We start from the raw sequence: 23,318 nt of genomic DNA on the forward strand, positions 1-23,318 counted from the left end.
GGGAGATGCGGCTCGCCCTGGAGCAGGCCGCGTGCGCGGGCGCGCGCGGCGAGGTGCCGGTCGGCGCGGTCGTGCTCGGCCCGGACGGATCGGTGCTGGGCCGGGCCGGAAACGACCGGGAGGCCTCGGTCGATCCCACCGCGCACGCCGAGATCCTCGCCCTGCGGGAGGCGGCGCGGGCACGCGGTGAGTGGCGGCTGACCGGCTGTACCCTGGTGGTCACGCTGGAACCCTGCACGATGTGCGCCGGGGCCGCCGTGCTGGCCAGGGTCGACCGCGTCGTCTACGGCGCGCGGGACGCCAAGGGGGGTGCCGTGGGCTCCCTCTGGGACGTCGTCAGGGACCGCCGGATCAACCATCGCCCCGAGGTTCTCATGGGGGTGCTCGCCGACGAGTGCGCGGCGGTTCTCACCGACTTCTTCGCCGCTCGCCGGATGCGCGAGCAATAGCGGTTATCCGGTAAGCTGCTCCGCGGTGGAGTCGCCTAGTGGCCGAGGGCGCACGCCTCGAAAGCGTGTGATGGGGCAACCTATCCGTGGGTTCAAATCCCACCTCCACCGCCACAGCAGAAGGGCTCCCGCGCTCGCGGGAGCCCTTCTCGCGTTTCCCGCCGGATCCTCCGCCCGGCCTGCTCCCGACTCGCTGTGCCCCGGCGCCCCGGGAGCCTCTCCCGCTCCCGGTCCGTGCGAAGGCGCTCGGTTCCCGGCCCGTGCGAAGGTGCTCCGCTCCTGGTACGTGGGAAGGCGCTCGGCTCCTGGTCTTGGCTCGGGTGAAGGTGCTCGGTTCCCGGTCCGTGCGAAGGTGCTCTCGGCCTCCGTGCCCGGTCCGCCGAGAGCGCTCAGCTTCCCGGCGGCAGGTCCAGCACCCGGGCGTGCAGGACGGAACGCTGGTGCAGGGCCGAGCGCAGTGCCCGGTGCAGGCCGTCTTCCAGGTAGAGCTCGCCGCGCCACTGGACCACGTGCGGGAACAGGTCACCGTAGAACGTGGAATCCTTGGCGAGCAGGGAGTGCAGGTCGAGCACCGCTTTCGTGGTGATCAGCGAGTCGAGCCGGACCTGTCTCGGAGGTATCTGTGCCCACTCGCGATGCGAGAGGCCGTGCTCGGGGTAGGGCCGCCCATCACCGATCGACTTGAAGATCACAGTACGTAGTTTAGAAGAGGATTCGACCCTTCGCCTGACCGCCCTCCGTTATCCCAGATCGGAGCCCCTGTCAGAGGGAGCCCGAGAACGTGTCGCACTGGTTGGGGTCGCCGCTCTCATAACCTGTGGTGAACCACTTCACCCGCTGTGCCGACGTGCCATGGGTGAAGCCCTCGGGATCCACCCGGCCCTGGGTGCGCTCCTGGATCCGGTCGTCGCCCACCGCGGCCGCGGCGCTCAGCGCCTCCTCGATCTCCGTCCTGGTGAACGGCTTCTCGAACAGGCCGGTCTCGTAGGCGTTCTTCGCCCACGCTCCCGCGTAGCAGTCGGCCTGTAGCTCCAACCGGACCGACCCGCTCTCCGGACCCTGCCGGTCGCCCTCGGCCCTGGCACTGGTGCCGAGCAGATTCTGCACGTGGTGGCCGTACTCATGCCCGATGACGTACGCCTGGGCGAACGGCCCGCCCTTGGCCCCGAACCTGCTCTCCAGCTCCTTGAAGAAGCTCAGGTCCAGATAGACCTTGCGGTCGGCCGGGCAGTAGAACGGGCCGACGGAGGAGTCGGCCGCCCCGCAGGCGGTGCTCACCTGCTGCTGGAACAGGACCGTCTGGGCCGGTTCGTAGCGTTGCACGATCTTCGGCCAGTAGTCCTGGATGCTGTTGACCACGCCGACCACGCGGCATTCCTCGTTCTGGTCGGCGTCCTGCCCCGTCCGGCACTGCGCGGACAGATCGGATGTCGGGCCCACCGGCGCGGGGTCGCCGCCGGCGAGGTTTCCGGGGTTGATCCCGAATATCAGCGCCACGATGAGCGCGATGATCCCGGCGGCGCCGCCACCGACCGCGAGGCCGCCGCCCGGGATCCTTCCCCGGCCGCGACTCTCGACCTGCGAGCTGTCCAGCCGGGCATCGTCCCTGAAATCCATCGTCGACGTCCCTTCGATCCGTTCGGGGTGCCCCTTCCCCGAGAAGGGCCCGGCATGCCCGGCGTTCTTCCGCGCTCCTGGCCGCCGGGCGTCGCCGTGGTGGCGGTCAGCCGCCGGTTCGGGGCGGACGGCCACCCGGGCTGAGGTTTCGGGACCCCGCCGCGCCGGCCCGGCCGCAAGTCATGACCAAGTGAGCGTGCTCAGGTTCCGCCTCGCGAATCCCCGCATGGTGTCCTCCATGTCCTGGGCCGTTTTCGTCATCGGTGTGCTCTCCGTCCTCCTTCGTTTCGGCGTGACCCGGAGGGAGCGGATCGGGGAGGTCGCCATCTGCGATCACGTCGGCTTCGTCGGGATCGGGCTGGGCGGTCTGGCGGTGCTGCTCGCCCCGGGAGCCGGCCGGGACGTCGTCACCGGCCTCATCGCCTACAGGCCCCGGGAGGGCAAGGGCACCGCCCTGGCCGTGGTGGCCGTCGGGCTTGCGCTCGGCGTGGTCGGTCTGCTCAAGGGCCTCGGCCTCATCATGAGCCCCTGCGGCTGAGGCTCCCCGGCCTCCGGGCCGCCGTGTCACTCTGCCGGGTCTCTCTCGGCCGGAGCGAATACGGCGACGAGAACGCGAAAGGGGCCGGTTTGGATGGGACCGGCCCCTCTGCGTTTACTGCCTCAACCAGGCGCGGAGGATAGGAGATTCGAACTCCTGAGGGGTTGCCCCCAACACGCTTTCCAAGCGTGCGCCCTAGGCCAACTAGGCGAATCCTCCGTCGAGAAGCTTACCGAACTTTCAGGAGTGCCCGGACCATTAATTCGCGACCCACACCACTCGGATGTGCGGCTAGACTGTGGGCGGACCCCTCGCGCGGCGTCATCCTGTGAACCTCCCCAGGGCCGGAAGGCAGCAAGGATAAGCAGGCTCTGGCGGGTGTGCGAGGGGTCTCTTCGTTTCAGGACCCCTCGCAGGTGGGATCGTCGCATGAGTCTTGCGCTGTACCGCAAGTACCGGCCCGGGACCTTCGCCGAGGTCAAGGGGCAGGAGCACGTCACCGAGCCGCTGCGCCAGGCGCTCCGCAGCGGACGGATCAACCACGCGTACCTCTTCAGCGGGCCCCGGGGGTGCGGCAAGACGTCCAGCGCCCGGATCCTCGCCCGCTCGCTGAACTGTGAGAAGGGCCCCACCCCCGACCCGTGCGGGGAGTGCGAGTCCTGTGTGGCGCTGGCGCCCACCGGCCCCGGTCACCTCGACGTCATCGAGATCGACGCGGCCTCGCACGGCGGTGTGGACGACGCCCGCGACCTGAGGGAACGGGCCTTCTTCGCGCCCGTGTCGTCGCGCTTCAAGATCTACATCATCGACGAGGCGCACATGGTGACCCGCGAGGGTTTCAACGCGCTGCTCAAGCTCGTCGAGGAGCCGCCGCCCCACCTGAAGTTCGTCTTCGCGACCACCGAGCCCGAGAAGGTCATCGGGACGATCAAGTCCCGGACCCATCACTACCCCTTCCGGCTGATCCCGCCCGCCGCGCTGCGCACGCTCATGGAGGAGATCCTCACCTCCGAGAACGTCCCGTTCGAGCCCGCCGCGCTTCCCCTGGTGGTCCGGGCGGGCGCGGGCTCGGCCCGCGACTCGCTCTCGATCCTCGACCAGCTGTTCGCCGGGTCGGACGAGGCGGGGATCACGTACGCCCGCGCGGTCTCCCTGCTCGGCTACACCGACGGCGACCTGATCGACGAGATGGTCACCGCCTTCGCCGGCCGTGACGGCGCGCGGGTGTTCCAGGCGGTGAACCGGGTCATCGAGGGCGGCCACGACCCCCGCCGGTTCGCCATGGACCTGCTGGAGCGCTTCCGAGACCTGGTGATCCTGGCCAACGTGCCGGAGGCGGCCACCAGCGGGTTGCTCGACCGGCCGGGCGACGAACTGGAGCGGCTGCAGGCCCAGGCCGCCTCGATGGGCCCGGCCGAGCTGACCCGCGCCGCCGAGATCTTCAACGCGGGCCTCACCGAGATGCGCGGCGCGGCCTCGCCCCGGCTGCTGCTGGAGCTGATGTGCGCCAGGACGCTGCTTCCCGGTGCGGCGCAGGGCGAGGCGGCGCTGCTCGCCCGCCTGGAGCGGCTGGAGAAGGGCGGTCTCGCGGCGGCCCCCGCGGTCCCCGTGGGCTACGCCGTCCCGGCCCCCAGCGCCCCTGTCCCCGTCCCCGCGCAGAGCGCGCCGGCCGCCGCTGCGGCGTCCCCCGCACCGGTGGTCCACGCGGCGCCGCCGCCTCCGGCGGAGCCCGCGGCGCCGCCCGTGGCCGGCGAGGTCTCCGCCGATCGGCCCGCCGCGCGGGACGACGACTGGCCGACCCCGGTCAGGCCCGGAGCCCCGGCCGCGCAGCCGCAGCCGCAGGCAACGGCAGGCCCTGCTTCGCCCCCGCCCGCGGCGGGCGCCGCGCCGGCCCCCGGGTCGGCGATCGCGTTCGTGCAGCAGGCCTGGCCCCAGGTGCTCGTCGCGCTGAAGCAGCGCAGCATCGTCGTGTGGGCCAACGTCAACACCAACGCCCAGGTGGTCGGGGTCGAGGGCAACATCGTGACCCTGGGGTTCGGCCAGGTCGGCGCGATGAAGAACTTCACCGGCGGCGGCAAGGACGTGGTGGTGGCGGCGGTGCTCCAGGACGTCCTGGGCGGCACCTGGAAGGTCGAGGCCGTCGTCGGCAGCGGGCCCGCCCCGTCGGGCGGCGGTCGCACCCCGGCCCGGCCCGGCCCGTCCCCCCAGCACCCCGCGCCGCAGCGCCAGAGCCCGCCACCGCAGCAGGCGGCGCCGCAGCACCAGAGTCCGCCACCGCAGCAGGCGGCGCCGCAGGGGCCGGCCGCGCCCTCGCCGTCCCCGGCGCGGCCGGTCCCGCCGGCCACGGACGAGTCCTGGCCGGACGCCCCGCTGCCGGACGACCCCGGATCGCCTCCTTCGCCGAACCCGGGCCTGGCCGCCGCCCGCTCGGCCGCCAAGGCCGCGGCCCAGGCGGGCCCCAGGGCGACCGCCAAGACCGGCGTCAAGCCCGCCTGGCCCGACGCGGTGCCCGGCCGCGGTCCCGTCCCCGAGGCGGACGAGGTCGACCCGCTGAACGACGCGGACGCCGACGTCGACGCGCTCACCGGCATGGCTCTCATCCAGCGCGAGCTCGGCGGCCAGATCATCGGCGAGATCGACCACACCTGACCGCAGGGCCGCCCGCGGGCGATCCCGGTGACGGTCGGTCTACGCCTGGCTGATCCCGGCGAGGCGGATGCGGGCGGCCACGGCCCGGTGGTCGTGGCGGGGCAGGGTGGCGACGAGGCGTTCGAGGATCTGGATGTCGTTCTTGCCGTGCTCGGTCTCGGCGTAGGACCACAGGTCGTCCGGGCTGCCCCGGAGCAGGAGCCGGGCCCGGACCTGGCCCTCCAGTTCCTCCCGCTCGCGGCGCAGCGCGGGCGCCTCGGAGCGGGGCAGCAGGGGGCCGCCGTAGGCACGGGCGACAGGCTCGGCGTCATCGGCGGCGAGCAGGCGCTTGAGCTCCAGGAAGTCGGCCTTCACCGTGCAGGCCAGGCGGTACGGCTTGGCGGCGATGGTGGGGCCCAGCTGGGTGCGGAGGCGGTGGATCTCGGCGCGGATGGTCACCGGGTTGCCGGCGTCGCCGTACAGGTGGAAGGAGAGCTGGTCGGCGGTCATCCCCTGGGGGGTGAGCGCCAGCAGCGCGAGGATCTCGGCGTGGCGCAGGGAAAGCGTCAGGCGGACCCCGTCGAGGTGGGCCGAGGGGTGCTCGGCGCCGAGGAAGGACAGCGAGAGGACGGGCGCGGGCTCCGGCGCGGGGAGAGGGCCGTGCTCCGGCCGGGAGAGGCGGAGCAGGAAGCCGTCGCCGAGCGCGTCCAGGAAGGCGGTGCGCCCGTCGGGCAGGAGCACCCGGTCGCCCGTTTCCGGCAGGCGGACGCGGTGACCCCACTGCCGTACGTCGCCGGCGATGACCCGTCCGGTGGGGGTGACCAGCGCCCCCGGCTCCCCGCGCAGCGCTCTCAGCTGCCTCTCGTGGCGGTTCCTGAGCCGCTCGTCGCGTTCGAGCATGCGCAGGGTGAGGTGGCCCTCGGCCAGCCGGGCGGTGGTCTTGACGAGGGCGACGGTCGCCGGGTGCAGGGCCCGTGCGGTGCCGCTGACGTCGACGCAGCCCAGCAGGTCGCCGCTGTCGGGATCGATGATCGGCGCCGCGGAGCAGGACCAGACGTGGAGCACCCTGACCAGGTGCTCGGCGGAGAAGACGTGCACGGGGCGGCGGGTCGCGAGCGCGGTGCCCATGCCGTTGGTCCCGATGGCCTCCTCGCTCCACAGGAAGCCGTCGGCCAGGCCCACCCGGTCGGCCCGCTCCATCACCCGGTGGCTGCCGTCGCGCCAGAGCACCCTGCCCTGCGCGTCGGTGACCATCAGGATCTGGTCGCTCTGGGCGGCGGCCTCCAGAAGCGTGCCGGTGATGAGCGGCAGCAGCGCGCTCATCGGGTGGGCCGCGCGGGTCTCGCGGATCTCGTCCCATCCGGAGACGGGCGGGGCCGATCCGGCCTCGGGGTCGACCCCGGCGTCCAGCGAGCGCCGCCAGGAGGCGGAGATGAGGCTCCTCAGGATCTCGCTCCTCGGGCGTTCCCCGTTGACCGCGGCCTCGTGCAGGCGGCGCAGCCGCACCGAGTACGCCTCCAGATCGGGGACCTGGAGGGTGCTCAGGTGACTGTTGCGCACATACCCCCCTGAAAACGAGCCGATGGCCGAAGCATCGTGCTCGGGGCACCCGGCTCGCAACCCGTTCGACCAAAGAGGGTGTGCGAAGGGTGAGTGAACGATCGCAACGTGTGTGCAACGTGCGCTCGGTTACTTTCTGCTCACACGCCGCCGTGTGCGGCCGCTCCGGTGCGTGTGATGTCGGGTCCCGGACGTCTGGAGGGGGGCCGGGACCCGACGAGGTTTAATCCCCGTCCCCGGGGAACACGTGCCCGGTCCAGTACAACACCCGGCCCGGACCCCGTAGGCTCGTGACGACTGATGTCGCGGACGAGGAGCACACGACGGTGAACCCAGGGGATGTCAACCTGCAGCAGCTGCTGGAGCAGGCACAGCTCATGCAGCAGCAGCTTGTCAGCGCCCAGCAGGAGCTGAACGACGCGGAGGTCCAGGGGTCGGCCGGTGGCGGCCTCGTGGTGGCCACGGTCAACGGCGGAGGCGAGCTGCTCGAACTCAAGATCAGTCCCGAGGCCGTCGACCCCGGTGACCCCCAGGAGACGGCCGACACCATCGCGGATCTGGTCATCGCCGCCATCCGCGACGCCGTGCGCGCCGCCTCCGACCTCCAGCAGGAGAAACTCGGGCCGCTCGCCCAGGGGCTGGGCGGCGGGGGCGGCCTCGGTCAGCTGCCCGGGTTCTAGGCCATGTACGAAGGGGTCGTCCAGAACCTGATCGACGAGCTGGGGATGCTCCCGGGCGTCGGTCCGAAGAGCGCCCAGCGCATCGCGTTCCATCTGCTGGCCGCGGAGCCGGGTGACGTGAAGCGGCTGGCGCACGCTCTTCTGGAGGTCAAGGAGAAGGTTCGCTTCTGCCGGGTCTGCGGCAACGTGGCCGCCGAGGAGGAGTGCCGGATCTGCCGTGACACCCGGCGCGATCCCCACGTGATCTGCGTCGTCGAGGAGTCCAAGGACGTCGTCGCGATCGAGAAGACCCGGGAGTTCCGCGGCCGTTACCACGTGCTCGGTGGGGCGATCAGCCCGATCGACGGCGTCGGCCCCGACGACCTGCGCATCCGCGAGCTCATGACCCGCCTGGCGGACGGCCAGGTGACCGAGTTGATCCTCGCCACCGACCCCAATCTGGAGGGGGAGGCGACGGCGACCTATCTCGCCCGTCTGGTGAAGCCGATGGGTCTGAAAGTCACACGACTGGCCAGCGGTCTGCCGGTAGGCGGTGACCTCGAATACGCGGACGAGGTCACCCTGGGCCGCGCGTTCGAAGGAAGGAGGCTCCTCGATGTCTGACGACGCGTGGGACGCCCTCGCGGAACGGGTAGCGGAGCACGCCGAGAACTACATCGACGGCCTGACCCGCCTGGCGGGCGGCGAGGGCGGCGACGCCATCCTGCCGCTGCTGCTGGTGGAGGTCGCGCAGGTCAGCTCGGCCGGTGCGCAGCTGGGCGCCAGTCAGGACGTGATCCTGTCCGGCAACTGGGAGCCGCACCTGGGCGAGGACCCCGACGTCGACATCGTCCGCACGGCTCTCGCCGAGCGGCTGGGGCCGGTCGACGACTATGCCGAGGTCTTCGACCCGTACAAGGACACCGGCGTCACGCCCTACCGGCTCTCGGACGACCTGACGGCCGTGGCCGCCGACCTGCTGCACGGTCTGCGGCACTACAAGGCGGGCCGCCCGCTGGAGGCGCTGTGGTGGTGGCAGTACTCGTACTTCAACACCTGGGGCAACCATGCCGGGGCGGCGATGCGGGCGCTTCAGGCGCTTGTCGCCCATACGCGTCTGGACGTGGCCGAGGAGCGCACAACCGTGTGATTGTCCACATGCTGGGCTAAAGCACAAGAGCCCAGCTAGGGCGCCAGTAGACTGAGAGCTCCACAGCCCTAGATTGCTTCGGAGACATCTCGTGGCGCTCGTTGTTCAGAAGTATGGTGGTTCGTCCGTCGCCGACGCGTCCTGCATCAAGCGGGTCGCGCAGCGGATCGTCGCGACGAAAAAAGCCGGCAACGACGTCGTGGTGATCGTCTCGGCGATGGGCGACACCACCGACGAGCTGCTGGACCTGGCCAAGCAGGTCTCGCCGCTCCCGCCGGGCCGCGAGCTCGACATGCTGCTCACCTCGGGTGAGCGCATCTCGATGGCGCTGCTGGCGATGGCGATCGCCAACCTGGGGCAGGAGGCGCGCTCGTTCACCGGTTCCCAGGCCGGCGTGATCACCGACTCCTCGCACGGCCGTGCCCGCATCATCGACGTGACGCCCGGCCGGATCCGCGAGGCCATCGACGGCGGTCAGATCGCGATCGTGGCCGGTTTCCAGGGCGTCTCCCAGGACACCAAGGACATCACCACGCTCGGCCGGGGTGGTTCCGACACGACGGCCGTGGCGCTCGCCGCCGCGCTGAACGCCGACGTGTGCGAGATCTACACCGACGTGGACGGCGTCTTCACCGCCGACCCCCGCATCGTCCCGGCCGCCCGCAAGATCCCCAGGATCTCGTACGACGAGATGATGGAGATGGCGGCGTGCGGTGCGAAGATCCTGCACCTGCGGTGCGTCGAGTACGCTCGCCGTTTCGACCTGCCGATCCACGTCAGAAGCTCGTTCAGTACCAAGGAAGGCACGTGGGTCACCTCCGACCCCGACAGTGAAGGAACAGAGATGGAGCAGCCGATCATCTCCGGCGTCGCGCACGACCGGAGCGAGGCCAAGATCACCGTTGTCGGGGTCCCCGACAAGGTCGGCGAGGCTGCGACGATCTTCAAAACGCTGGCCGACGCCGAGATCAACATCGACATGATCGTGCAGAACGTGTCGGCGGCGGCGACCGGCCGGACGGACATCTCCTTCACGCTGCCCACGAGCGACGGCTCCACGGCACTCAGCGCGCTGAAGAAGATCCAGGAGCGCATCGGCTTCGAGTCGCTGCTCTTCGACGACCAGATCGGCAAGGTCTCGCTGATCGGCGCCGGCATGCGCTCGCACCCCGGCGTCACCGCGACGTTCTTCGCCGCCCTCGCCGACGCGGGGGTGAACATCGAGATGATCTCCACCTCGGAGATCCGCATCTCGGTGATCGTCGGGCAGGACGAGGTGGACACGGCGGTCAGCGCCGCCCACCGCGCGTTCGACCTCGACGCCGACCAGGTTGAAGCTGTGATCTACGGAGGTACCGGGCGATGAGCCGCAAGCCCACCCTTGCCCTGATCGGCGCGACCGGTGCCGTCGGCACCGTCATGCGCGACATCATCTCCACCCGCGAGAACGTCTACGGCGAGATCAAGCTCGTCGCCTCCGCCCGTTCCGCGGGCAAGGTGCTGCAGGTCCGCGGCGAGGACGTGGTCGTCCAGGAGCTGACCCCCGAGGTCTTCGACGGCGTCGACATCGCGATCTTCGACGTGCCGGACGAGGTCTCCGCGACCTGGGTGCCGATCGCCGCCGAGCGCGGCGCGGTCGTCATCGACAAGTCGGGCACCTTCCGGATGAACCCCGAGGTCCCGCTGGTCGTCCCGGAGGTCAACCCCGAGGCCGCCCGCAACCGGCCGCTGGGCATCATCTCGACGCCCAACTGCACCACCCTGTCGATGATGGCCGCGATGGGCGCGCTCCATGAGGAGTACGGCCTGCGCGAGCTGGTGGTCGCCTCCTACCAGGCGGTCTCCGGCGCGGGCGTGGCCGGTTCGGCCCGCCTGTACGACGAGATCGAGGCCCTGGCCGGCGACCGGACGATCGGGCAGACCGCCGGCGACGTGCGCAAGGCCCTGCAGAACAAGCTCGGTGACGGGGAGTCGCCCTTCCCGGCGCCGGTGGCGTTCAACGTCGTGCCGTGGGCGGGCTCGCTCAAGGACGGCGGCTGGGCATCGGAGGAGATCAAGCTCCGCAACGAGTCGCGGAAGATCCTCGGGATCGACGACCTGAAGGTCTCCGCGACCTGCGTCCGGGTTCCGGTGATCACCACCCACTCGCTGGCCGTGCACGCCACCTTCGAGCGTGAGATCACCGTCGCCGACGCCCACCGGATCCTGGAGGCCGCCCCGACCGTGGTCGTCATGGACGACCCGGCCAACGGCGTCTTCCCGACTCCGGCCGACGTCGTGGGCACCGACCCGACCTACGTGGGCCGGATCCGTCAGGCGCTCGACTTCCCGAACACCCTCGACCTGTTCGTGTGCGGCGACAACCTCCGCAAGGGCGCGGCCCTGAACGCGGCGGAGATCGCCGAGCTGGTCGCGGCCGAGTTCGCGTAGCCACCCGCATTCACCCGGCCCGTACGGCGGTCTCTCGCGCCGCCGTACGGGCTTTCGCGGTCCGGGGGGCTTCCCCGGGCGGTGGCGGCCGGGGAGGGGCGTGCCTCAGCGGAAGAGGATGTCCCAGTGGTCCGGCTCGCGGGCGTAGACGGTCCCGGAAGCGGCCCCCGAGGAGCCGTAGAGACGGGCTCCGTCGCCGCGTACGCCCTGCAGCGAGTTGTGCCGCCTGATGTAGCGGTTGATGCACCGGTTGGGCTTGATGTCGAGCTTGTAGCCCGCGTAGTGGCTGTAGGGCCCCGGAGCGTGTCCCACCTCGGTCCCGCCGGTGACGACGATCGGGCAGTCGCTCCGGCGCCTCAGTGCGATGACGCTGGTGACGGTGGCGTTCCGCACGGCCTGCAGCGAGGTGCAGGTCCGCACGTGGCGGTTGACGCAGCCGCCGGACGAGGTCCAGCGCAGCCCCGCCCTGCGCAGCCGTTCCGCCGCCTGCGAGTGCTGGAGCCTCACGGGCATGCCGCTCTTGGCCCGCCGGGCCTTGTGGGGCGCGGCCTCGATCGGCGCCGCGGGCCGGTGCCGCTCCCCGGCCGCGCCGCCGCTCCCCGGCGCGCTCCGCCGCGGTGGCAGGGCCCGTACGGCTCCCCGGGCCTGTACGGTCCCGTGGATGTTCATGGCCTCATGGGTGTGCCGGGTATGCCCGGCCGGTGCGGCCTGCCGGATCTGGGCGGACTCCCGCGCCGGTGCGGCCTGCTGGGTGAGTGCGGTTCCCTGGGCGGGGGCGGCCTGCTGGGTCTGCGTGGCGTCCTGCCGGGCCTGTGCGCCCGTCTCCCGCGCCTGCGCCGCGGTCTCCCGGACCGGGGCGGCCTGTCCGGCGGCTGCGGTCTCCTGGGACGGGGTGGCCTGATCGACGGCTTCGATGTCGTGGGGGTGCGCGGGCTGCCGGGTGAGCGCGGCGGCTTGAGTCTGCGCGGCGGTTCGAGTCTGCGCGGTGCTGTGCGCTTGTGCGGTGCTGTGGGCTTGTGCGGTTCCCAGGGCCGGATCGGCCTCCTGGGCGTCCCGGGGGCCCCGGGTTCGCGGGATTCCCCGGTCGGGCGGGGCATGTCGGGCCAGTGCGGCTTCCCGGGCCGGTAAGGCTTCGTGGGCCGGGGAGACGGCCACGTGGTGATAGAGCTGCCGGACGTAGCGCCGGGCGGCGTCCAGGACGGTGACGTCGTAGGCCCGGACGGGCGCGGAGCGCCAGGCCCGTGCCGGGCTCGGCGCCGTCGGGCGGCTCGCCGTCTCGGCGGCCTGTGCCGTACGTCGGTCTCCGGCGGATGCGACGGCCGTGGTGCCGTGCGGGGCCGATGCGATGAAAGATATCTGCAGAGCGAGCAGTGCTCCGGCCGTGAACCGGGCAGCCCGCCGTCTACAGGGACGTGTCCCCATTCATGTATCCCTTGTCGCGGGAGCCCTTCCGCCAGATGGATCAATCCCACCCCGGAACCCGGATGATCCCTCCCTAAGCGGGGATTTTGCCCGGTAGTGGTGATCATCGTGCGGCTCGATGACCTAACGGGGCCGGGCGCCGTACAGTGACCAACGTGGCCGAGGCGACCCCGAGAACCCGTGGATCAGACAGAACCCGTGAGGTCATCGCGGAGACCGCCCTGCGGCTGTTCCGCGAGCGGGGGTACGAGGCGACCACGATGCGCGCCATCGCGGCCGAGGCCGGGGTGTCCGTGGGCAACGCCTACTACTACTTCGCCTCCAAGGAGGTCCTCGTCCAGGCGTACTACGACAGGGCCCAGAGCGAGCATGAGGCCGCCTGCGAGAGGCTGCTGGCCACCGAGCATCGTTTCGCGGCGCGGCTGGGCGGGGTGCTGCGGGAGTGGGTGCGCGTCTCCGAGCCGTACCACGGGTTCGCGGTGAAGTTCTTCAAGCACGCGGCCGAGCCGAGCAACCCGCTCAACCCGTTCAGCGCCGAGTCGTCGTCCGCGCGGGACGCGTCGATCGATCTCTACCGGCGGGTGGTGGAGGGGTCCGCCGACCGCATCGACGCCGAGCTCAAAGCCGAGCTGCCCGAACTGCTGTGGCTGATGTCGATGGGCGTGGTCCTGTTCTGGGTGCACGACACCTCGGAGGGCTGCCGGCGGACCTACCGGCTCATCGAGCTAACCGTGCCGCTGGTCGACCGGCTGGTCGGGCTCTCCCACCTGCCGGGGCTGCGCGGCGTCGCCCGTGACTTCATCGCGGGGATCCACGAACTTCGTGAATGAATCCATGGCGAACACCGGGAATCAGCGTGTCGAACTGATTACTGTAAGTAGTTGATTCGATGACGGATTCAAGGGAGTCCCATGGGTTGGGTAACCGTGCTGGTGGTGCTGTCCGTCGCGATCCTGTTGATCGCGTTCCGGGTGCTCAGGAGGAAGGGGCGCGAGGACGAGGAGCACGGCTCGTCCTCCGTCGATTTCTCCGTCAACCTGGCCCTCGCCGTCTACCTGCTCGTCCTCGCCTACGCCGCGGTGCTGTGCCGGGACGGGCTCTCGGTCGCGGAGACCGACGTCCAGGCGGAGGCGGAGAGCCTCACCGAGATGTACTGGGCGGTGGCGCCCATCCCCGAGGCCGCCTCGGTCCGCACGCAGATCCGGCAGTACACCGCGCAGAGCGTCAACCTCGACTGGCCACTGATGGCCAGGAGCAACATGTCCCCGATCCCGGCCGACACCCTCGAAGACATGCGGGCCTCGGTGATCCGGCTCCGTCCGGCCGACGAACAGGGTAAGAACCTCCAGCAGGACGCCCTCACCCGGGTCGCCGAAATCTCCCACGCACGCGCCGTCCGCGCCGATGACGCGCGCGCCGGACTGGAGAGCATCTTCGTTATCTCGATGATCATATCGGGTCTGGTGGTGATCGTGCTGCCCTGGACGCTCGGCGTCCGGCCCACCCGCTCGTCGATCATCGCCGACATGGTCCGGGTGAGCGTGGTCGTAATCGGGGTGTGCTTCATCATGCTGATCAGTCACCCCTTCAACGGGATCGGCGCGATCCCGCCGGACGCGCTCAAGACCGCGCAGCACCAGTACGACCAGATCGACGCCCAGTTCCCCGCGCAGCCGTAGCGGGGGTTCTCCCGTCGCCCACGGGCCCGCCGGTTCTCCGGCGGGCCCTTTCCACGTCCGCCCCCGTTACCGGCGGGCTTTGCCGCCCAGTGCCCCGACGACGGTGACCGAGATCACGCCGGTGAACATCACGACGAGAACCAGCGTGCGGTCGGTCCCGCGGCGCCGGTCGGCGTAGCGGTCGAGCACCAGGCGCTGCCGCGCCGGCGAGGGCGCCCCGGAGGGGGTGACCGGCTCCGGCCGCGGGGTGCGGGTCCGGGTCGGCGTCGGCGTGGGGGTGGCCTCGGGGACGTGCGTGAGCCGGGTGGGTGGCGGGGGGACGGGCCTCGGCCGAGGCGAGGTCGGCACGGGAGCCGGGGAGGTCGGGGCGGGCGACGGGGAGGTCGGGGCGGCTGACGGCGACGGTGACGGCCACTCCGGCTTCGGCTCCGGTTTCCAGGTCGGTTCCGGACTCCGGTCTGGTTTCCATTCCGGTTTCCAGCTTGGTTCCCCGTCCGGGTTCGGGTTCGGGTCCGGTTTCCAGCTCGGCTCCCCGTCCGGGGCCGGTTTCCGGGTCGGTTCCGGACCTGTATCGGGTTCCCGGCTCGGGTCCAGAGCGGGTTTCCCGCGCGGGCTCGGGGCCGGATCCGGATTCCGAGTCGGGTCGGAATCGGGGCTCCGACCGGGGTCCGGTTTCCGGGTGGGGTCCGGCCCCGGACGCCGGTCCGGCTCGGAGGCCGGCCTTCCCCGCGGCGTGAGGCCCGCTCCCCGGTCCGGGCCGGGATCGGGAGACGGACCGGGTTCCGGCGGGAGGGAGCGGCCGAGGGCCGAACTCGGGGACACGGACAGTTTCCTGGCGTGTTGCACGGTCCGCGTGGTGGGCGGCTCGGCACCACCGGTCATGAAGGCGTGCGCCGCGACCGGTACGGACGCCGCCAGGCACGTGGCGAGCGCTGCCGTACTCAGCAGGCCCCGCCGTCGATTCCTCCGCCGATTCATCGTCACGTAAAGTTTCTAACATCATACGTACGGTGATGAGGCGGTAAGTGGAGTGGGTGGCGTAGATACTTTTCCCTTAACGTACCGTCCGGTTGGTATGGTCGCCCTATTGACGGCCCGGGGAGCGGGTGCGGCACGCTACATCAGAATGTCGTTCTAGAAAGAGATCCCGGACGGCGACCATCGACACGGAGGCGGCACGATGGCTACGGCCCCACGCTGGGGGATGACGATCCCCTTCTACGACCGTTCACTGGCCGATTCCAAGGACCTGATCGCCGAGCTCCCCGAGCTCGGCTACACCGACGCCTGGTCCGCCGAGGTCAACGGCGTCGACGGCTTCACGCCGCTGGCGCTGACCGCCGGCTGGGCGCCCGGGCTCCGGCTCGGCAGCGCGATCGTCCCGGTCTCCACCCGGGGCCCCGGCCTGCTGGCCATGTCCGCCGCGACGCTCGCCGACCTCGCCCCCGGGCGCTTCGTCCTGGGCATCGGCGCCTCCTCACCGGCCATCGTCGAGCACTGGAACGCCGGGGAGTTCGTCAAGCCGTTCGCCAGGACCAGAGACACCCTGCGCTTCCTGCGAAAGGCCCTCGCGGGGGAGAAGGTCACCGAGAAGTACGAGACGTTCGAGGTGCGGGGCTTCAGGCTGGAGCGCGCCCCGCGCACCCCGCCGAAGATCGTGCTCGCCGCGCTGCGTCCCCGCATGCTGCGCCTGGCCGCCGAGGAGGCCGACGGCGCGATCACCAACTGGCTCTCGCCGCAGGACGTCCGGAAGGTCAGGGCCGAGATCCGCCCGGAGACCGAGCTGATCGCCAGGCTCTTCGTGTGCGTGAGCGAGGACGCGGAGAGGGTGCGCGAGCTCGGCAGGCGGATGCTCGCCGGCTACCTGACCGTTCCCGTCTACGCGGCCTTCCACGACTGGCTGGGGCGTGGCGAGGTGCTGCGGCCGATGCACGAGGCCTGGGCGGCCGGCGACCGGCGGGCGGCGCTCAAGGCCATCCCCGACGAGGTGGTGGACGAGCTGATCGTGCATGGCGACGCCGCGACGTGCCGGGCCAGGATCCGGGAGTATGTGGCAGGCGGGCTGGACACCCCGATCCTCGCCCCCATCCCCGGGGGTGAGGTGCCGATCGCCCAGGCCGTCCGAGACCTGGCCCCCACCGAGGAGTAGTGACCGTTGGACGACCTGCTGAGACTGGACGCGCTCGGGCAGGCGCAGGCCGTGCGGAAGGGCGAGGTCTCCCCGAGAGAGCTCGCCGAGGCGGCGATCGCGCGGATCGAGGCGCACGACGGGGAACTCAACGCGGTCGTCCACCGCAGGTTCGAGCGGGCGCTGGCCGAACTCCCGGGGTCCGGCGGCGTCCCGCCCGACGCACCCTTCGCGGGCGTGCCGACGCTGCTGAAGGACCTGGGCTGGGCCATGGCCGGGGAGCCGTACCGGGCGGGGTCGCGCACGCTCGACGGGATGTCGCCGGAGCGCGACGGTTACGCCGTGACCAAGCTGCGCCGGGCGGGGTTCACGATTCTGGGCCGGACCAACACCTCCGAGTTCGGTACCGCGATCACCACCGAGCCGGTGGCGTCCGGCCCGACCCGCAATCCGTACGACCCCGGCTACAGCAGTGGCGGGTCGAGCGGGGGGTCCGCCGCGGCGGTGGCGGCCGGTATGGTCGCGGTGGCGACGGCCAGCGACGGCGGCGGGTCGATCCGCATCCCGGCGAGCATGTGCGGGCTGGTGGGGCTGAAGCCGAGCCGGGGCCGGGTCAGCTCGGGGCCGTCCGCGGGCGAGCCCTGGGCCGGGTTCTCGGCCTCCGGCCTGCTCTGCCGCACGGTCAGGGACGCCGCGGCGACCCTCGACGTGATCGCCGGGACGATGCCGGGCGATCCGTACGGGGCGCCTGCCTGGGAGCGTCCGCTGGCCGACGAGGTCGGCGCCGACCCCGGCCGGTTGCGGATCGGTTTCCTCGCCGAGCACCCGGGCGGCAGGTTCGCGGTCGACCCGGATCCGGTGGCGGCCGTCACCGCGGCCGCCGGGCTGCTGGCGGGGCTGGGGCACCACGTCGAACCCGGGGGCCCGGCCGCGCTCGCCGAGGACGACTTCGCCCGGCACTTCGGCGCGGTCGTGGCCGCCCACGTGGCCGCCGACCTGGAGGAGGTCGGGCGCTGGCGCGGCCGGCCGGTGGAGTTCGGAGAGGTCGAGACGCGCAACCGCATCCTGGCCGAGGCGGGCCGCGGGCTGGGCGCGGTCGGCTACGTGACCGCGCGCGGCTGGATCGACGGTTTCCGGCGGCGGATGGCCACCTGGTGGGACTCCCACGACCTGCTGCTGACCCCGTCCCTGGGTGTCGCGCCGTTCCGTCTCGGCTGGCTGCCCCCCGACGACGTCAGCCTCTCCCGGGGCCGCACCGACCGGGCGGTCTCGTTCACCTCGCCGGTCAACGCCACCGGCCAGCCCGCGATCTCCCTCCCGCTGCACCGGACGGCGGGCGGCATGCCGGTGGGGGTACAGCTGGTGGCCGCCGCCGGGCGTGAGGACCTCCTCATCCGGGTGGCCGCCCAGATCGAGACGGCGCAGCCGTTCACGCATCCGGCGATGCGCTGAGCGGACTCTCCGGCGGGCCGACGCCGGGTGCGCCGCCCGGCCACCCGGTGCCGGGCGGGCTCCTTCTGTCGGCCGGCGCCGGATGGATCCGGCGGTGGGGAGATCAGGATCCGGCGTGTCCGGCGCCGCCGGGGAACCGGGGCGGGGAGCCACGCGTTATATCGTGAGGCGGCGGGGTAGTACGCCGCCAGGCGAACGTGCTCCCAAGGAGGATCCCCCATGGCGAAGGCGGCACGCGCGGCACAGGCTTGGCGGACGTACCGGGATGTGACCAGGCCGGGTTCGCCCGGGCTCGGCGCCCGGATTCGTGCGCTCCCCCGGATGATCGGCGCGGCGATGCGCGGGCGTTACCCCGGCCTGGGCAAGGGCAGGCTGGCCCTGCTCGGCCTCGGCGTGCTCTACATCGTCTCGCCGGTGGACGTCGTCCCCGACTTCCTGGCGCTCATCGGGGTGGCCGACGACTTCGGTGTCTTCCTCTGGCTGACCGGCTCCCTGCTCGGCGAGAGCGGGCGCTACGTCGAATGGGAGCGCGAGCGGATCAGAGCTGTTCCATCCTGAGCCAGGCGCGCGAGGGCAGCGGGTGGCCGAACAGCCGGGCGGCGTTGCCGTAGGCCACCCGCGCGATGTCGGCGGGCGGGAGGTTGCCCAGGTTCGCCGCGACGGCCAGCTGGGTGTCCGGCCAGGTGGAGTCGGAGTGCGGGTAGCCGCTCTCCAGCAGCACGTGGTCCAGCCCGACGGCTAGGCGCACCCCCGACAGGGCGTGGTCGTTGAGCGTGCCGAAGAAGAAGTTGCGGCGCAGCACCTCGCTGGGCTTCAGGCCGCCCTCCCAGGAGGCCTCGCCGGCGACGGGGTGGTCGAGCGCGTAGTCGGCCCGCTCGGCCAGCATCGGCAGCCAGCCCACGCCCCCCTCCACGATCAGGATCCGCAGCGCGGGGAAGCGCAGCGGGACGCCCGACCAGAGCCAGTCGGCGCAGGCGAACATGGCGCTCGCCGGCATCAGCGTGGTGATCGCCTCGATCGGCGTGTCCGGCGATGGGACCGGTGTCCAGGAGGCGGCGCCCGCGTGCAGGCACACGACGGTGCCGGTCTCCTCGCAGGCCTGGAAGAACGGGTCCCAGTGGTCGCTGTGGACGGACGGCAGGCGCAGCCGGGTCGGGAACTCGGGGAAGAGGACCGCCTTGAAACCGCGTGCCGCGTTGTCGCGGATCTCCTTGGCGGCGATCTCGGGGTCGGTCAGCCAGGGGAGCTGGAGCGCGATGATCCGCTCTGGGTAGGTGCCCGCCCAGACGTCCACGTGCCAGTCGTTCCAGGCGCGCAGCACCGCCAGGCCGAGCTCCTGGTCGCGGGTCTTGGCGAAGACCATGCCCGACTGCCCGGCCAGCATGCCGGGGAAGCACAGTGCCGCCCAGATCCCGGCGCGGTCCATGTCGTCGATCCGGGCCTCGATGTCGTGGCAGCCGGGGCGCATGTGCTCGAACCGCACCGGGTCGAGCGTCCACTGCTCGCGGGGCAGGCCGGCGCCCACGTCGAGCCCGGCGCACGGGTAGGTGGCGCCGTTGTAGCGCCACACCTGGTGGCCCGAGTCGGTCTCGACGACCTTGGGGGCGAGGTCCGCGTACTTCTCGGGCAGCCGGCCCTCGAACATGTCGGGCGGCTCGATGAGGTGGTCGTCGACCGAAATGATCACATAATCCCGCCGCCTGGGCTCGGGGTCGGGGAGCAGCGGCGTCGTCACATGGTCAACGGTATGACGCTGGAATAACGCTCATCAAGCCGCAAGGTCTCCGCTTGGTATCTGTGTTCCCCGCGGCTCTCCGCCGTCGCCCGTTTCGCGGGCCCCGGGACCGCCCAAGGGGGAAAAGCGCGGCCCCGGGGTGGACCCGCCGGGAGGGTGCTGCTCATGACGGGTCCTGACCGTGTGCTTTACCCGGAGATCGGCTGAATATCGGGTTCCTGTAAAAGATGATCCTTGAGGGCGTTTATGGTCTGTTCATTAATCCCGACGGTTCGCAGGCAGTAATCCCGTACCGGGCCGAGCTCGGTCAGGAAGAGCCGCATCGCCTCGGCGGGCGCCTGGCCGAAGCCCGGCCAGGGCAGCGGCTCACCGGGATTCTCCCGCTCCCAGTACGCGATCAGCCGGGGCGTCGCCAGCCCGGTCAGCGCGTAGTCGGCGACCACGTCCTCCTCGGCCACCTCCAGCAGCCGCAGGACCAGCGCGGCGAGCACCCCGGTGCGGTCCTTGCCCGCCGCACAGTGGATCACCACGGGCGCGTTCCCGGCCTCGGCGATCACCTCCAGCGCGCTCCTGATCTCGCCCCGGCCGTCCTGGGACACCTCGTGGTAGCGGTCGGCGAAGAACCGGGCGATCCCCGCCTCGGGCCGGTAGTCGTCCTTGACGTTCCAGCGCCGGTGCTCGACCGAGAGGTTGTGGTAGCTCGGCCCGTGCGGCGCCCGGCCCCGGCGCTCGATCTCCTCGGGATGGCGCAGGTCGATGACCGTGCGGACGCCGAGGGCGTGGAAACGGTCGAGGTCGTCGTCGGCGAGCCAGTGCAGCGAGTCGGCGCGGTAGAGCCGCCGCCACCGCACCTGCCTGCCGTCACCGGTGCGGTACCCACCCACGTCGCGGAAGTTGTGCAGCCGCGCGAACTCGATATGCCGCGTCACGCCCCTAACCTATCTAGCGTGTGTCTCGTGTGATGGGGGCGGGGATGCGAGTCGTGGTTCCGGAGAGGGCGGACATTCCGTATGGGGTCCGTCTGGTGTTGCTGTTCGTGCTCGCCCTGTCGACCGTCGTCGTCCACTTCAACCAGAATCCGACCCTGCGCCCCGCCGAGGACCTCATCGCGGACCTGCGGGCGGGCGGCGTGACCGAGGTCGTCTACGACCGCAACTGGCCCGCCTACGGCACCCTGACGTGGTCGCACGGGCCGCTCTCGTGGAGCCAGGCCCGCTTCGACCAGCCCGACGACGTCTGGGACCCGGAGACCACCCGGCTGGTCCCGGAGGCCCTGGAGCGCCGCCAGGAGGCATTCATGGCCCGGGTGCGCGCCGCCGCCGACCCCTCGGTGGAGATCGTGCGCACCGAGGGCTTCCGGGGCGCCGTGGGCTCGCCCGCCTACGCGCGGTGGTGGGAGCCGTTCGCCCCGGTGGCGATGGCGGCCGAGGTGCTGGCCTGGCTGCTGATGCTGACCCGGCCGAACCCCCGCTACGGCACCCGCTGGGCGTGGTTCTGGATGTTCCTCACCGGCGGTTCTCTGGTCTACGTGCTGCTGGAGCCCCACCCCCTGTGGCGCGGGCCCTACGAGGTGCTGCCCGCCCCGGCCAGGCTCGACGGGACCCGCGGGTTCACGATCGCCGTGGCGGTCCTCTTCGGCATGGCGATGGTCAACACCTGACCGCGAGGCGGCCCGTCCCGGTCAGGTCCCGGTCAGGCCCCGGCCCGCTCGGTGCCCCGCGAGGTCCCGGCGGGCTCCGCGCCGGCTTCCGGGGACTCCGGGGTCCCGGACCCGGCGGACTCCGCCGAGCCGGCGGCCGCGGCCCTGAGGTCGGCGGCCTCGCGGCGGATCAGCATGAACCAGCCGCCGACCGCGATCCCGATGAACAGCCACCACTGCACGCCGTACGCCAGGTTGAGCCCGCCGCCACCGCCGACGTCCGGTGCGGGGACGGGGGCGGGCGCGGCGGCGGCCGCGGGCGACTGGGATGTCAGCTCCACATATCCGCCGAGGAGCTTGTACGGCAGGTTCCGCCCGATCGCCTCGGTGTTGATCAGCAGGACCTGGCCCGCGGGCAGGCCCGTCCGGTCGCGGATGCCCGAGCTCTCCTCGGTCTCGCTGGGACGTAGCCTTCCGGTGACAGTGACCTCACCCGAGGTCGGCGGCGGGACCTCGGGAAGGGCGTCGGCCGTGGCGCCCGCCTTGACCCAGCCCCGATTCACCAGCACGCCGGTGCCGTCCGCCGTCTTCAGCGGGGTGAGCACGTAGAAGCCGACCGCCCTGTCCTGGGTGCGGCGGCGGACCAGAAGCTGGGCGCCCGCGTCGAACGTGCCGGTCACCGTGACGGTGCGGTATTTGTCCTGCTCGCGGACGGTGCCGCCGGGTGAGGTGAGGGCCTGGGCGGGGACCGGGGCGGCGGCCAGGTTGGCGGTGGTCTGGTTGCTGCTGGTGGACCGTTCCTCGTAACGCCCGAACTGCCACTGCCCCAGCAGCACGAAGGCGGGGATGACCAGCAGCACCACCACGTGGAGAGCCAGCCATCGGGGAGTCAGCAAGAACCGGTACACGTACTCCAGGGTAGGCACCGGGGGCACCGCCCCGTCCGCCGAGTGCGCCTTCCGGCGTAGTAGGGTGCCCGGAATCCCCTGTCGCCGGTGCCGAAGTCACGGAAAGGTCTCCCGGACACTCCGGACATCACGTACCGTCTGATGGGGTCCTCCCCCGGAATGTTCCACCACCTCCGGAGCCCGCGCCTGATGACTGTGCTCGTGTCCGCCCCCCCGGCTCCGGTCGATCTCCCCCCTCTCGGGGTCCTGCTGCGCCACGCGGTTCCCCGGGTGCTGGAGAGCATGTTCCTTCCGGTCGCCGTCTTCTACGTCGCGCTCGTCTTCACCGGCGAGATCGGCGCGGTGGCCGTGACGGTGGCCTGGGTCTACGCGGGCGTCGCCTGGCGGCTGGTCCGGCGCAGGGAGGTGCCCGGCACGATGATCCTGGCGGCGGTGATGGTCACCGTCAGGGTGGCGCTGGTCGTGGTGACGGAGAACCCGATCTTCTTCTTCCTCCAGCCCTGCCTCGGGGTGTTCTGCGCGAGCATGAGTTTCCTGCTCACCGCGCCGCTGCGGCGCCCGCTGGCCCAGCGGGTGGCGGTCGACCTCGTGCCGCTCCCCGACCACGTGCAGAAGCATCCGCAGATGCGCCGTTTCTTCATGTGGCAGTCGGTGCTGTGGGGGTGCGCGCAGTTGCTGAACGCGGGGCTGAGCCTCTGGCTGCTGTTCACCCAGACCCTGGAGACCTTCCTCCTCGTGCGGACCTCGGCCGTCGCGGTGCTGCTCGGCGGGACCGCGCTGGTCTCGGTGCTCAGCTTCCGGCGGTGTCTGCGTCGGCTGCAGGTCGCGCCGCGGGGCTGAGGCGCAGCCCGGGGCCGGGGATCGGGGTGACCTCCCGGGGGCTGGGCACCTCGTGCCCGTCGGCGCAGCGGAAGTGCTGCTCGATCAGGGCGCCGCAGCCTCGGTGGGTGAGGCGCATCGGCGGTCCCTCGCGGTCGCTGAGGTAGCGGTCACCCCACTGCATCAGGGCCACCAGGGTCGGGTAGAGGTCGAGGCCCATCTGTGTCAGCCGATACTCGTCGCGTTGCCGCTGGCCGGGCTCGCGGTAGGGGACCTTGCGCAGCAGGCCCTCCTCCACCAGCCGGGTCAGGCGGGCGCTGAGCACCTGCCGGGGAGCGCCGGTGGCCGCCTGCATGTCGGCGAAGCGGCGCACCCCGTTGAACGCCTCGCGCAGCACGAGGAACGTCCACTTCTCGCCGACGATGCCGAGGGCGCGCTCGATGGAGCAGTTCTCCGCCCGCAGGGGCAGGGTGCCGCGGGACGCCTCACTCATATGCGCATCGTA

General features: G+C 71.6%; 24 protein-coding genes, 2 tRNA genes and 1 other RNA gene. 17 read left to right on the forward strand and 10 right to left on the reverse strand.

Features of this window, described 5'->3' with window-relative positions; all coding sequences use genetic code 11:
* Nucleotides 1-5: 5 nt before the first annotated feature.
* Complete coding sequence (tadA, locus tag ABD841_RS00145; protein WP_344967029.1) at nt 6-449, forward strand: tRNA adenosine(34) deaminase TadA; 444 nt, start codon at nt 6-8, stop codon at nt 447-449.
* Between the two features lie 24 nt (nt 450-473).
* Nucleotides 474-563 (forward strand) — tRNA-Ser (locus ABD841_RS00150).
* A 275-nt stretch (nt 564-838) separates the two neighbouring features.
* Here ABD841_RS00150 and ABD841_RS00155 read toward each other — a convergent pair.
* Together ABD841_RS00155 and ypfJ are read right to left on the reverse strand one after the other, a co-directional pair.
* Nucleotides 839-1,141 (reverse strand): type II toxin-antitoxin system VapB family antitoxin, encoded by a 303-nt coding sequence (locus ABD841_RS00155; RefSeq protein WP_344966441.1) that lies wholly within the window; start codon nt 1,139-1,141, stop codon nt 839-841.
* Nucleotides 1,142-1,211: 70 nt separating this feature from the next.
* A complete protein-coding gene (gene ypfJ, locus ABD841_RS00160) occupies nt 1,212-2,066 on the reverse strand; it encodes a KPN_02809 family neutral zinc metallopeptidase (protein ID WP_344966443.1) in 855 nt (284 codons plus the stop codon).
* A gap of 238 nt (nt 2,067-2,304) precedes the next feature.
* Here ypfJ and ABD841_RS00165 point away from each other — a divergent pair, with 238 nt between their 5' ends.
* Nucleotides 2,305-2,604, forward strand: coding sequence for a hypothetical protein (locus ABD841_RS00165; protein ID WP_344966445.1), 300 nt, complete (start codon nt 2,305-2,307; stop codon nt 2,602-2,604).
* Between the two features lie 133 nt (nt 2,605-2,737).
* Here ABD841_RS00165 and ABD841_RS00170 read toward each other — a convergent pair.
* Nucleotides 2,738-2,823 (reverse strand) — tRNA-Ser (locus ABD841_RS00170).
* Between the two features lie 83 nt (nt 2,824-2,906).
* Here ABD841_RS00170 and ffs point away from each other — a divergent pair.
* Nucleotides 2,907-3,002: signal recognition particle sRNA small type (ffs, locus tag ABD841_RS00175), an RNA gene on the forward strand.
* A 31-nt stretch (nt 3,003-3,033) separates the two neighbouring features.
* Entirely contained in the window at nt 3,034-5,253 is a 2,220-nt protein-coding gene (locus tag ABD841_RS00180) for a DNA polymerase III subunit gamma and tau (protein WP_344966447.1), read from the forward strand.
* A 39-nt stretch (nt 5,254-5,292) separates the two neighbouring features.
* Here ABD841_RS00180 and ABD841_RS00185 read toward each other — a convergent pair whose 3' ends face one another.
* Nucleotides 5,293-6,792: a helix-turn-helix domain-containing protein gene (locus tag ABD841_RS00185; RefSeq protein WP_344966449.1), complete on the reverse strand. Its 1,500-nt coding sequence runs from the start codon at nt 6,790-6,792 to the stop codon at nt 5,293-5,295.
* Nucleotides 6,793-7,118: 326 nt separating this feature from the next.
* Between ABD841_RS00185 and ABD841_RS00190 the strand changes: the two genes are divergently transcribed.
* The 5 genes from ABD841_RS00190 to ABD841_RS00210 all read left to right on the forward strand — a co-directional run bounded on the left by ABD841_RS00190 (nt 7,119) and on the right by ABD841_RS00210 (nt 11,031).
* Nucleotides 7,119-7,472: a YbaB/EbfC family nucleoid-associated protein gene (locus ABD841_RS00190; RefSeq protein ID WP_344966451.1), complete on the forward strand. Its 354-nt coding sequence runs from the start codon at nt 7,119-7,121 to the stop codon at nt 7,470-7,472.
* 3 nt (nt 7,473-7,475) lie between these two features.
* Nucleotides 7,476-8,075 (forward strand): recombination mediator RecR, encoded by a 600-nt coding sequence (gene recR, locus ABD841_RS00195; protein WP_344966453.1) that lies wholly within the window; start codon nt 7,476-7,478, stop codon nt 8,073-8,075.
* Nucleotides 8,068-8,601 carry a DUF5063 domain-containing protein gene (locus ABD841_RS00200; protein WP_344966456.1) on the forward strand — a complete coding sequence of 178 codons (534 nt, stop codon included), beginning with the start codon at nt 8,068-8,070 and terminating at the stop codon, nt 8,599-8,601. The genes recR and ABD841_RS00200 overlap by 8 nt, the downstream gene beginning before the upstream one ends.
* A gap of 91 nt (nt 8,602-8,692) precedes the next feature.
* Nucleotides 8,693-9,967, forward strand: coding sequence for an aspartate kinase (locus ABD841_RS00205; protein ID WP_344966458.1), 1,275 nt, complete (start codon nt 8,693-8,695; stop codon nt 9,965-9,967).
* On the forward strand, nt 9,964-11,031 hold the full coding sequence (locus ABD841_RS00210; protein ID WP_344966461.1) for an aspartate-semialdehyde dehydrogenase: 1,068 nt from the start codon (nt 9,964-9,966) through the stop codon (nt 11,029-11,031). The genes ABD841_RS00205 and ABD841_RS00210 overlap by 4 nt, the downstream gene beginning before the upstream one ends.
* A 105-nt stretch (nt 11,032-11,136) precedes the next feature.
* Here ABD841_RS00210 and ABD841_RS00215 read toward each other — a convergent pair whose 3' ends face one another.
* A complete protein-coding gene (locus tag ABD841_RS00215) occupies nt 11,137-12,453 on the reverse strand; it encodes a hypothetical protein (protein WP_344966463.1) in 1,317 nt (438 codons plus the stop codon).
* 155 nt (nt 12,454-12,608) lie between these two features.
* On the opposite strand from ABD841_RS00215, the gene ABD841_RS00220 reads away from it, so the two are divergent.
* Both ABD841_RS00220 and ABD841_RS00225 read left to right on the forward strand, forming a co-directional pair.
* The gene (locus ABD841_RS00220; RefSeq protein ID WP_344966465.1) at nt 12,609-13,283 is read left to right on the forward strand and encodes a TetR family transcriptional regulator; all 675 of its coding nucleotides are present in this window, start codon (nt 12,609-12,611) and stop codon (nt 13,281-13,283) included.
* Nucleotides 13,284-13,364: 81 nt separating this feature from the next.
* On the forward strand, nt 13,365-14,132 hold the full coding sequence (locus ABD841_RS00225) for a bestrophin-like domain (protein WP_344966467.1): 768 nt from the start codon (nt 13,365-13,367) through the stop codon (nt 14,130-14,132).
* A 66-nt stretch (nt 14,133-14,198) separates the two neighbouring features.
* Here ABD841_RS00225 and ABD841_RS00230 read toward each other — a convergent pair whose 3' ends face one another.
* Complete coding sequence (locus tag ABD841_RS00230; RefSeq protein WP_344966469.1) at nt 14,199-14,480, reverse strand: hypothetical protein; 282 nt, start codon at nt 14,478-14,480, stop codon at nt 14,199-14,201.
* Between the two features lie 832 nt (nt 14,481-15,312).
* Between ABD841_RS00230 and ABD841_RS00235 the strand changes: the two genes are divergently transcribed.
* From ABD841_RS00235 to ABD841_RS00245, 3 genes are all read left to right on the forward strand, one after another.
* A complete protein-coding gene (locus tag ABD841_RS00235; RefSeq protein WP_344966471.1) occupies nt 15,313-16,281 on the forward strand; it encodes an LLM class F420-dependent oxidoreductase in 969 nt (322 codons plus the stop codon).
* A gap of 6 nt (nt 16,282-16,287) precedes the next feature.
* Nucleotides 16,288-17,712 (forward strand): amidase, encoded by a 1,425-nt coding sequence (locus tag ABD841_RS00240; RefSeq protein ID WP_344966473.1) that lies wholly within the window; start codon nt 16,288-16,290, stop codon nt 17,710-17,712.
* A gap of 219 nt (nt 17,713-17,931) precedes the next feature.
* The gene (locus tag ABD841_RS00245) at nt 17,932-18,270 is read left to right on the forward strand and encodes a YkvA family protein (RefSeq protein WP_344966475.1); all 339 of its coding nucleotides are present in this window, start codon (nt 17,932-17,934) and stop codon (nt 18,268-18,270) included.
* On the opposite strand, the gene ABD841_RS00250 is transcribed toward ABD841_RS00245, so the two are convergent.
* Together ABD841_RS00250 and ABD841_RS00255 are read right to left on the reverse strand one after the other, a co-directional pair.
* Complete coding sequence (locus tag ABD841_RS00250; protein ID WP_344966477.1) at nt 18,251-19,447, reverse strand: amidohydrolase family protein; 1,197 nt, start codon at nt 19,445-19,447, stop codon at nt 18,251-18,253. The two genes, ABD841_RS00245 and ABD841_RS00250, sit on opposite strands and share 20 nt — an antisense overlap.
* Before the next feature lie 188 nt (nt 19,448-19,635).
* Entirely contained in the window at nt 19,636-20,376 is a 741-nt protein-coding gene (locus tag ABD841_RS00255) for a tyrosine-protein phosphatase (protein WP_344966479.1), read from the reverse strand.
* 95 nt (nt 20,377-20,471) lie between these two features.
* Here ABD841_RS00255 and ABD841_RS00260 point away from each other — a divergent pair, with 95 nt between their 5' ends.
* Complete coding sequence (locus ABD841_RS00260; protein WP_344966481.1) at nt 20,472-21,107, forward strand: hypothetical protein; 636 nt, start codon at nt 20,472-20,474, stop codon at nt 21,105-21,107.
* Between the two features lie 32 nt (nt 21,108-21,139).
* Here ABD841_RS00260 and ABD841_RS00265 read toward each other — a convergent pair whose 3' ends face one another.
* Nucleotides 21,140-21,994 (reverse strand): SURF1 family cytochrome oxidase biogenesis protein, encoded by an 855-nt coding sequence (locus tag ABD841_RS00265; protein WP_344966483.1) that lies wholly within the window; start codon nt 21,992-21,994, stop codon nt 21,140-21,142.
* Between the two features lie 189 nt (nt 21,995-22,183).
* On the opposite strand from ABD841_RS00265, the gene ABD841_RS00270 reads away from it, so the two are divergent.
* The gene (locus ABD841_RS00270; protein ID WP_344966485.1) at nt 22,184-22,834 is read left to right on the forward strand and encodes a VC0807 family protein; all 651 of its coding nucleotides are present in this window, start codon (nt 22,184-22,186) and stop codon (nt 22,832-22,834) included.
* On the opposite strand, the gene ABD841_RS00275 is transcribed toward ABD841_RS00270, so the two are convergent.
* Nucleotides 22,785-23,306 carry a winged helix-turn-helix transcriptional regulator gene (locus ABD841_RS00275; RefSeq protein WP_344966487.1) on the reverse strand — a complete coding sequence of 174 codons (522 nt, stop codon included), beginning with the start codon at nt 23,304-23,306 and terminating at the stop codon, nt 22,785-22,787. The genes ABD841_RS00270 and ABD841_RS00275 overlap by 50 nt on opposite strands.
* Nucleotides 23,307-23,318: the final 12 nt, after the last annotated feature.

Source organism: Streptosporangium fragile, from assembly GCF_039534445.1.
In the GTDB taxonomy this organism is placed as follows: domain Bacteria; phylum Actinomycetota; class Actinomycetes; order Streptosporangiales; family Streptosporangiaceae; genus Streptosporangium; species Streptosporangium fragile.

What these genes read in the sequence shown, in the direction of transcription:
- ABD841_RS00245 (WP_344966475.1), top strand. Translation starts at nt 17,932, where the DNA reads ATGGCGAAGGCGGCACGCGCGGCACAGGCTTGGCGGACGTACCGGGAT.
- ABD841_RS00180 (WP_344966447.1), top strand. Translation starts at nt 3,034, where the DNA reads ATGAGTCTTGCGCTGTACCGCAAGTACCGGCCCGGGACCTTCGCCGAG.
- tadA (WP_344967029.1), top strand. Translation starts at nt 6, where the DNA reads ATGCGGCTCGCCCTGGAGCAGGCCGCGTGCGCGGGCGCGCGCGGCGAG.
- ABD841_RS00235 (WP_344966471.1), top strand. Translation starts at nt 15,313, where the DNA reads ATGGCTACGGCCCCACGCTGGGGGATGACGATCCCCTTCTACGACCGT.
- ABD841_RS00165 (WP_344966445.1), top strand. Translation starts at nt 2,305, where the DNA reads ATGTCCTGGGCCGTTTTCGTCATCGGTGTGCTCTCCGTCCTCCTTCGT.
- ABD841_RS00225 (WP_344966467.1), top strand. Translation starts at nt 13,365, where the DNA reads ATGGGTTGGGTAACCGTGCTGGTGGTGCTGTCCGTCGCGATCCTGTTG.
- ypfJ (WP_344966443.1), bottom strand. Translation starts at nt 2,066, where the DNA reads ATGGATTTCAGGGACGATGCCCGGCTGGACAGCTCGCAGGTCGAGAGT.
- ABD841_RS00215 (WP_344966463.1), bottom strand. Translation starts at nt 12,453, where the DNA reads ATGGGGACACGTCCCTGTAGACGGCGGGCTGCCCGGTTCACGGCCGGA.
- ABD841_RS00200 (WP_344966456.1), top strand. Translation starts at nt 8,068, where the DNA reads ATGTCTGACGACGCGTGGGACGCCCTCGCGGAACGGGTAGCGGAGCAC.
- ABD841_RS00270 (WP_344966485.1), top strand. Translation starts at nt 22,184, where the DNA reads ATGACTGTGCTCGTGTCCGCCCCCCCGGCTCCGGTCGATCTCCCCCCT.
- ABD841_RS00275 (WP_344966487.1), bottom strand. Translation starts at nt 23,306, where the DNA reads ATGAGTGAGGCGTCCCGCGGCACCCTGCCCCTGCGGGCGGAGAACTGC.
- ABD841_RS00210 (WP_344966461.1), top strand. Translation starts at nt 9,964, where the DNA reads ATGAGCCGCAAGCCCACCCTTGCCCTGATCGGCGCGACCGGTGCCGTC.
- recR (WP_344966453.1), top strand. Translation starts at nt 7,476, where the DNA reads ATGTACGAAGGGGTCGTCCAGAACCTGATCGACGAGCTGGGGATGCTC.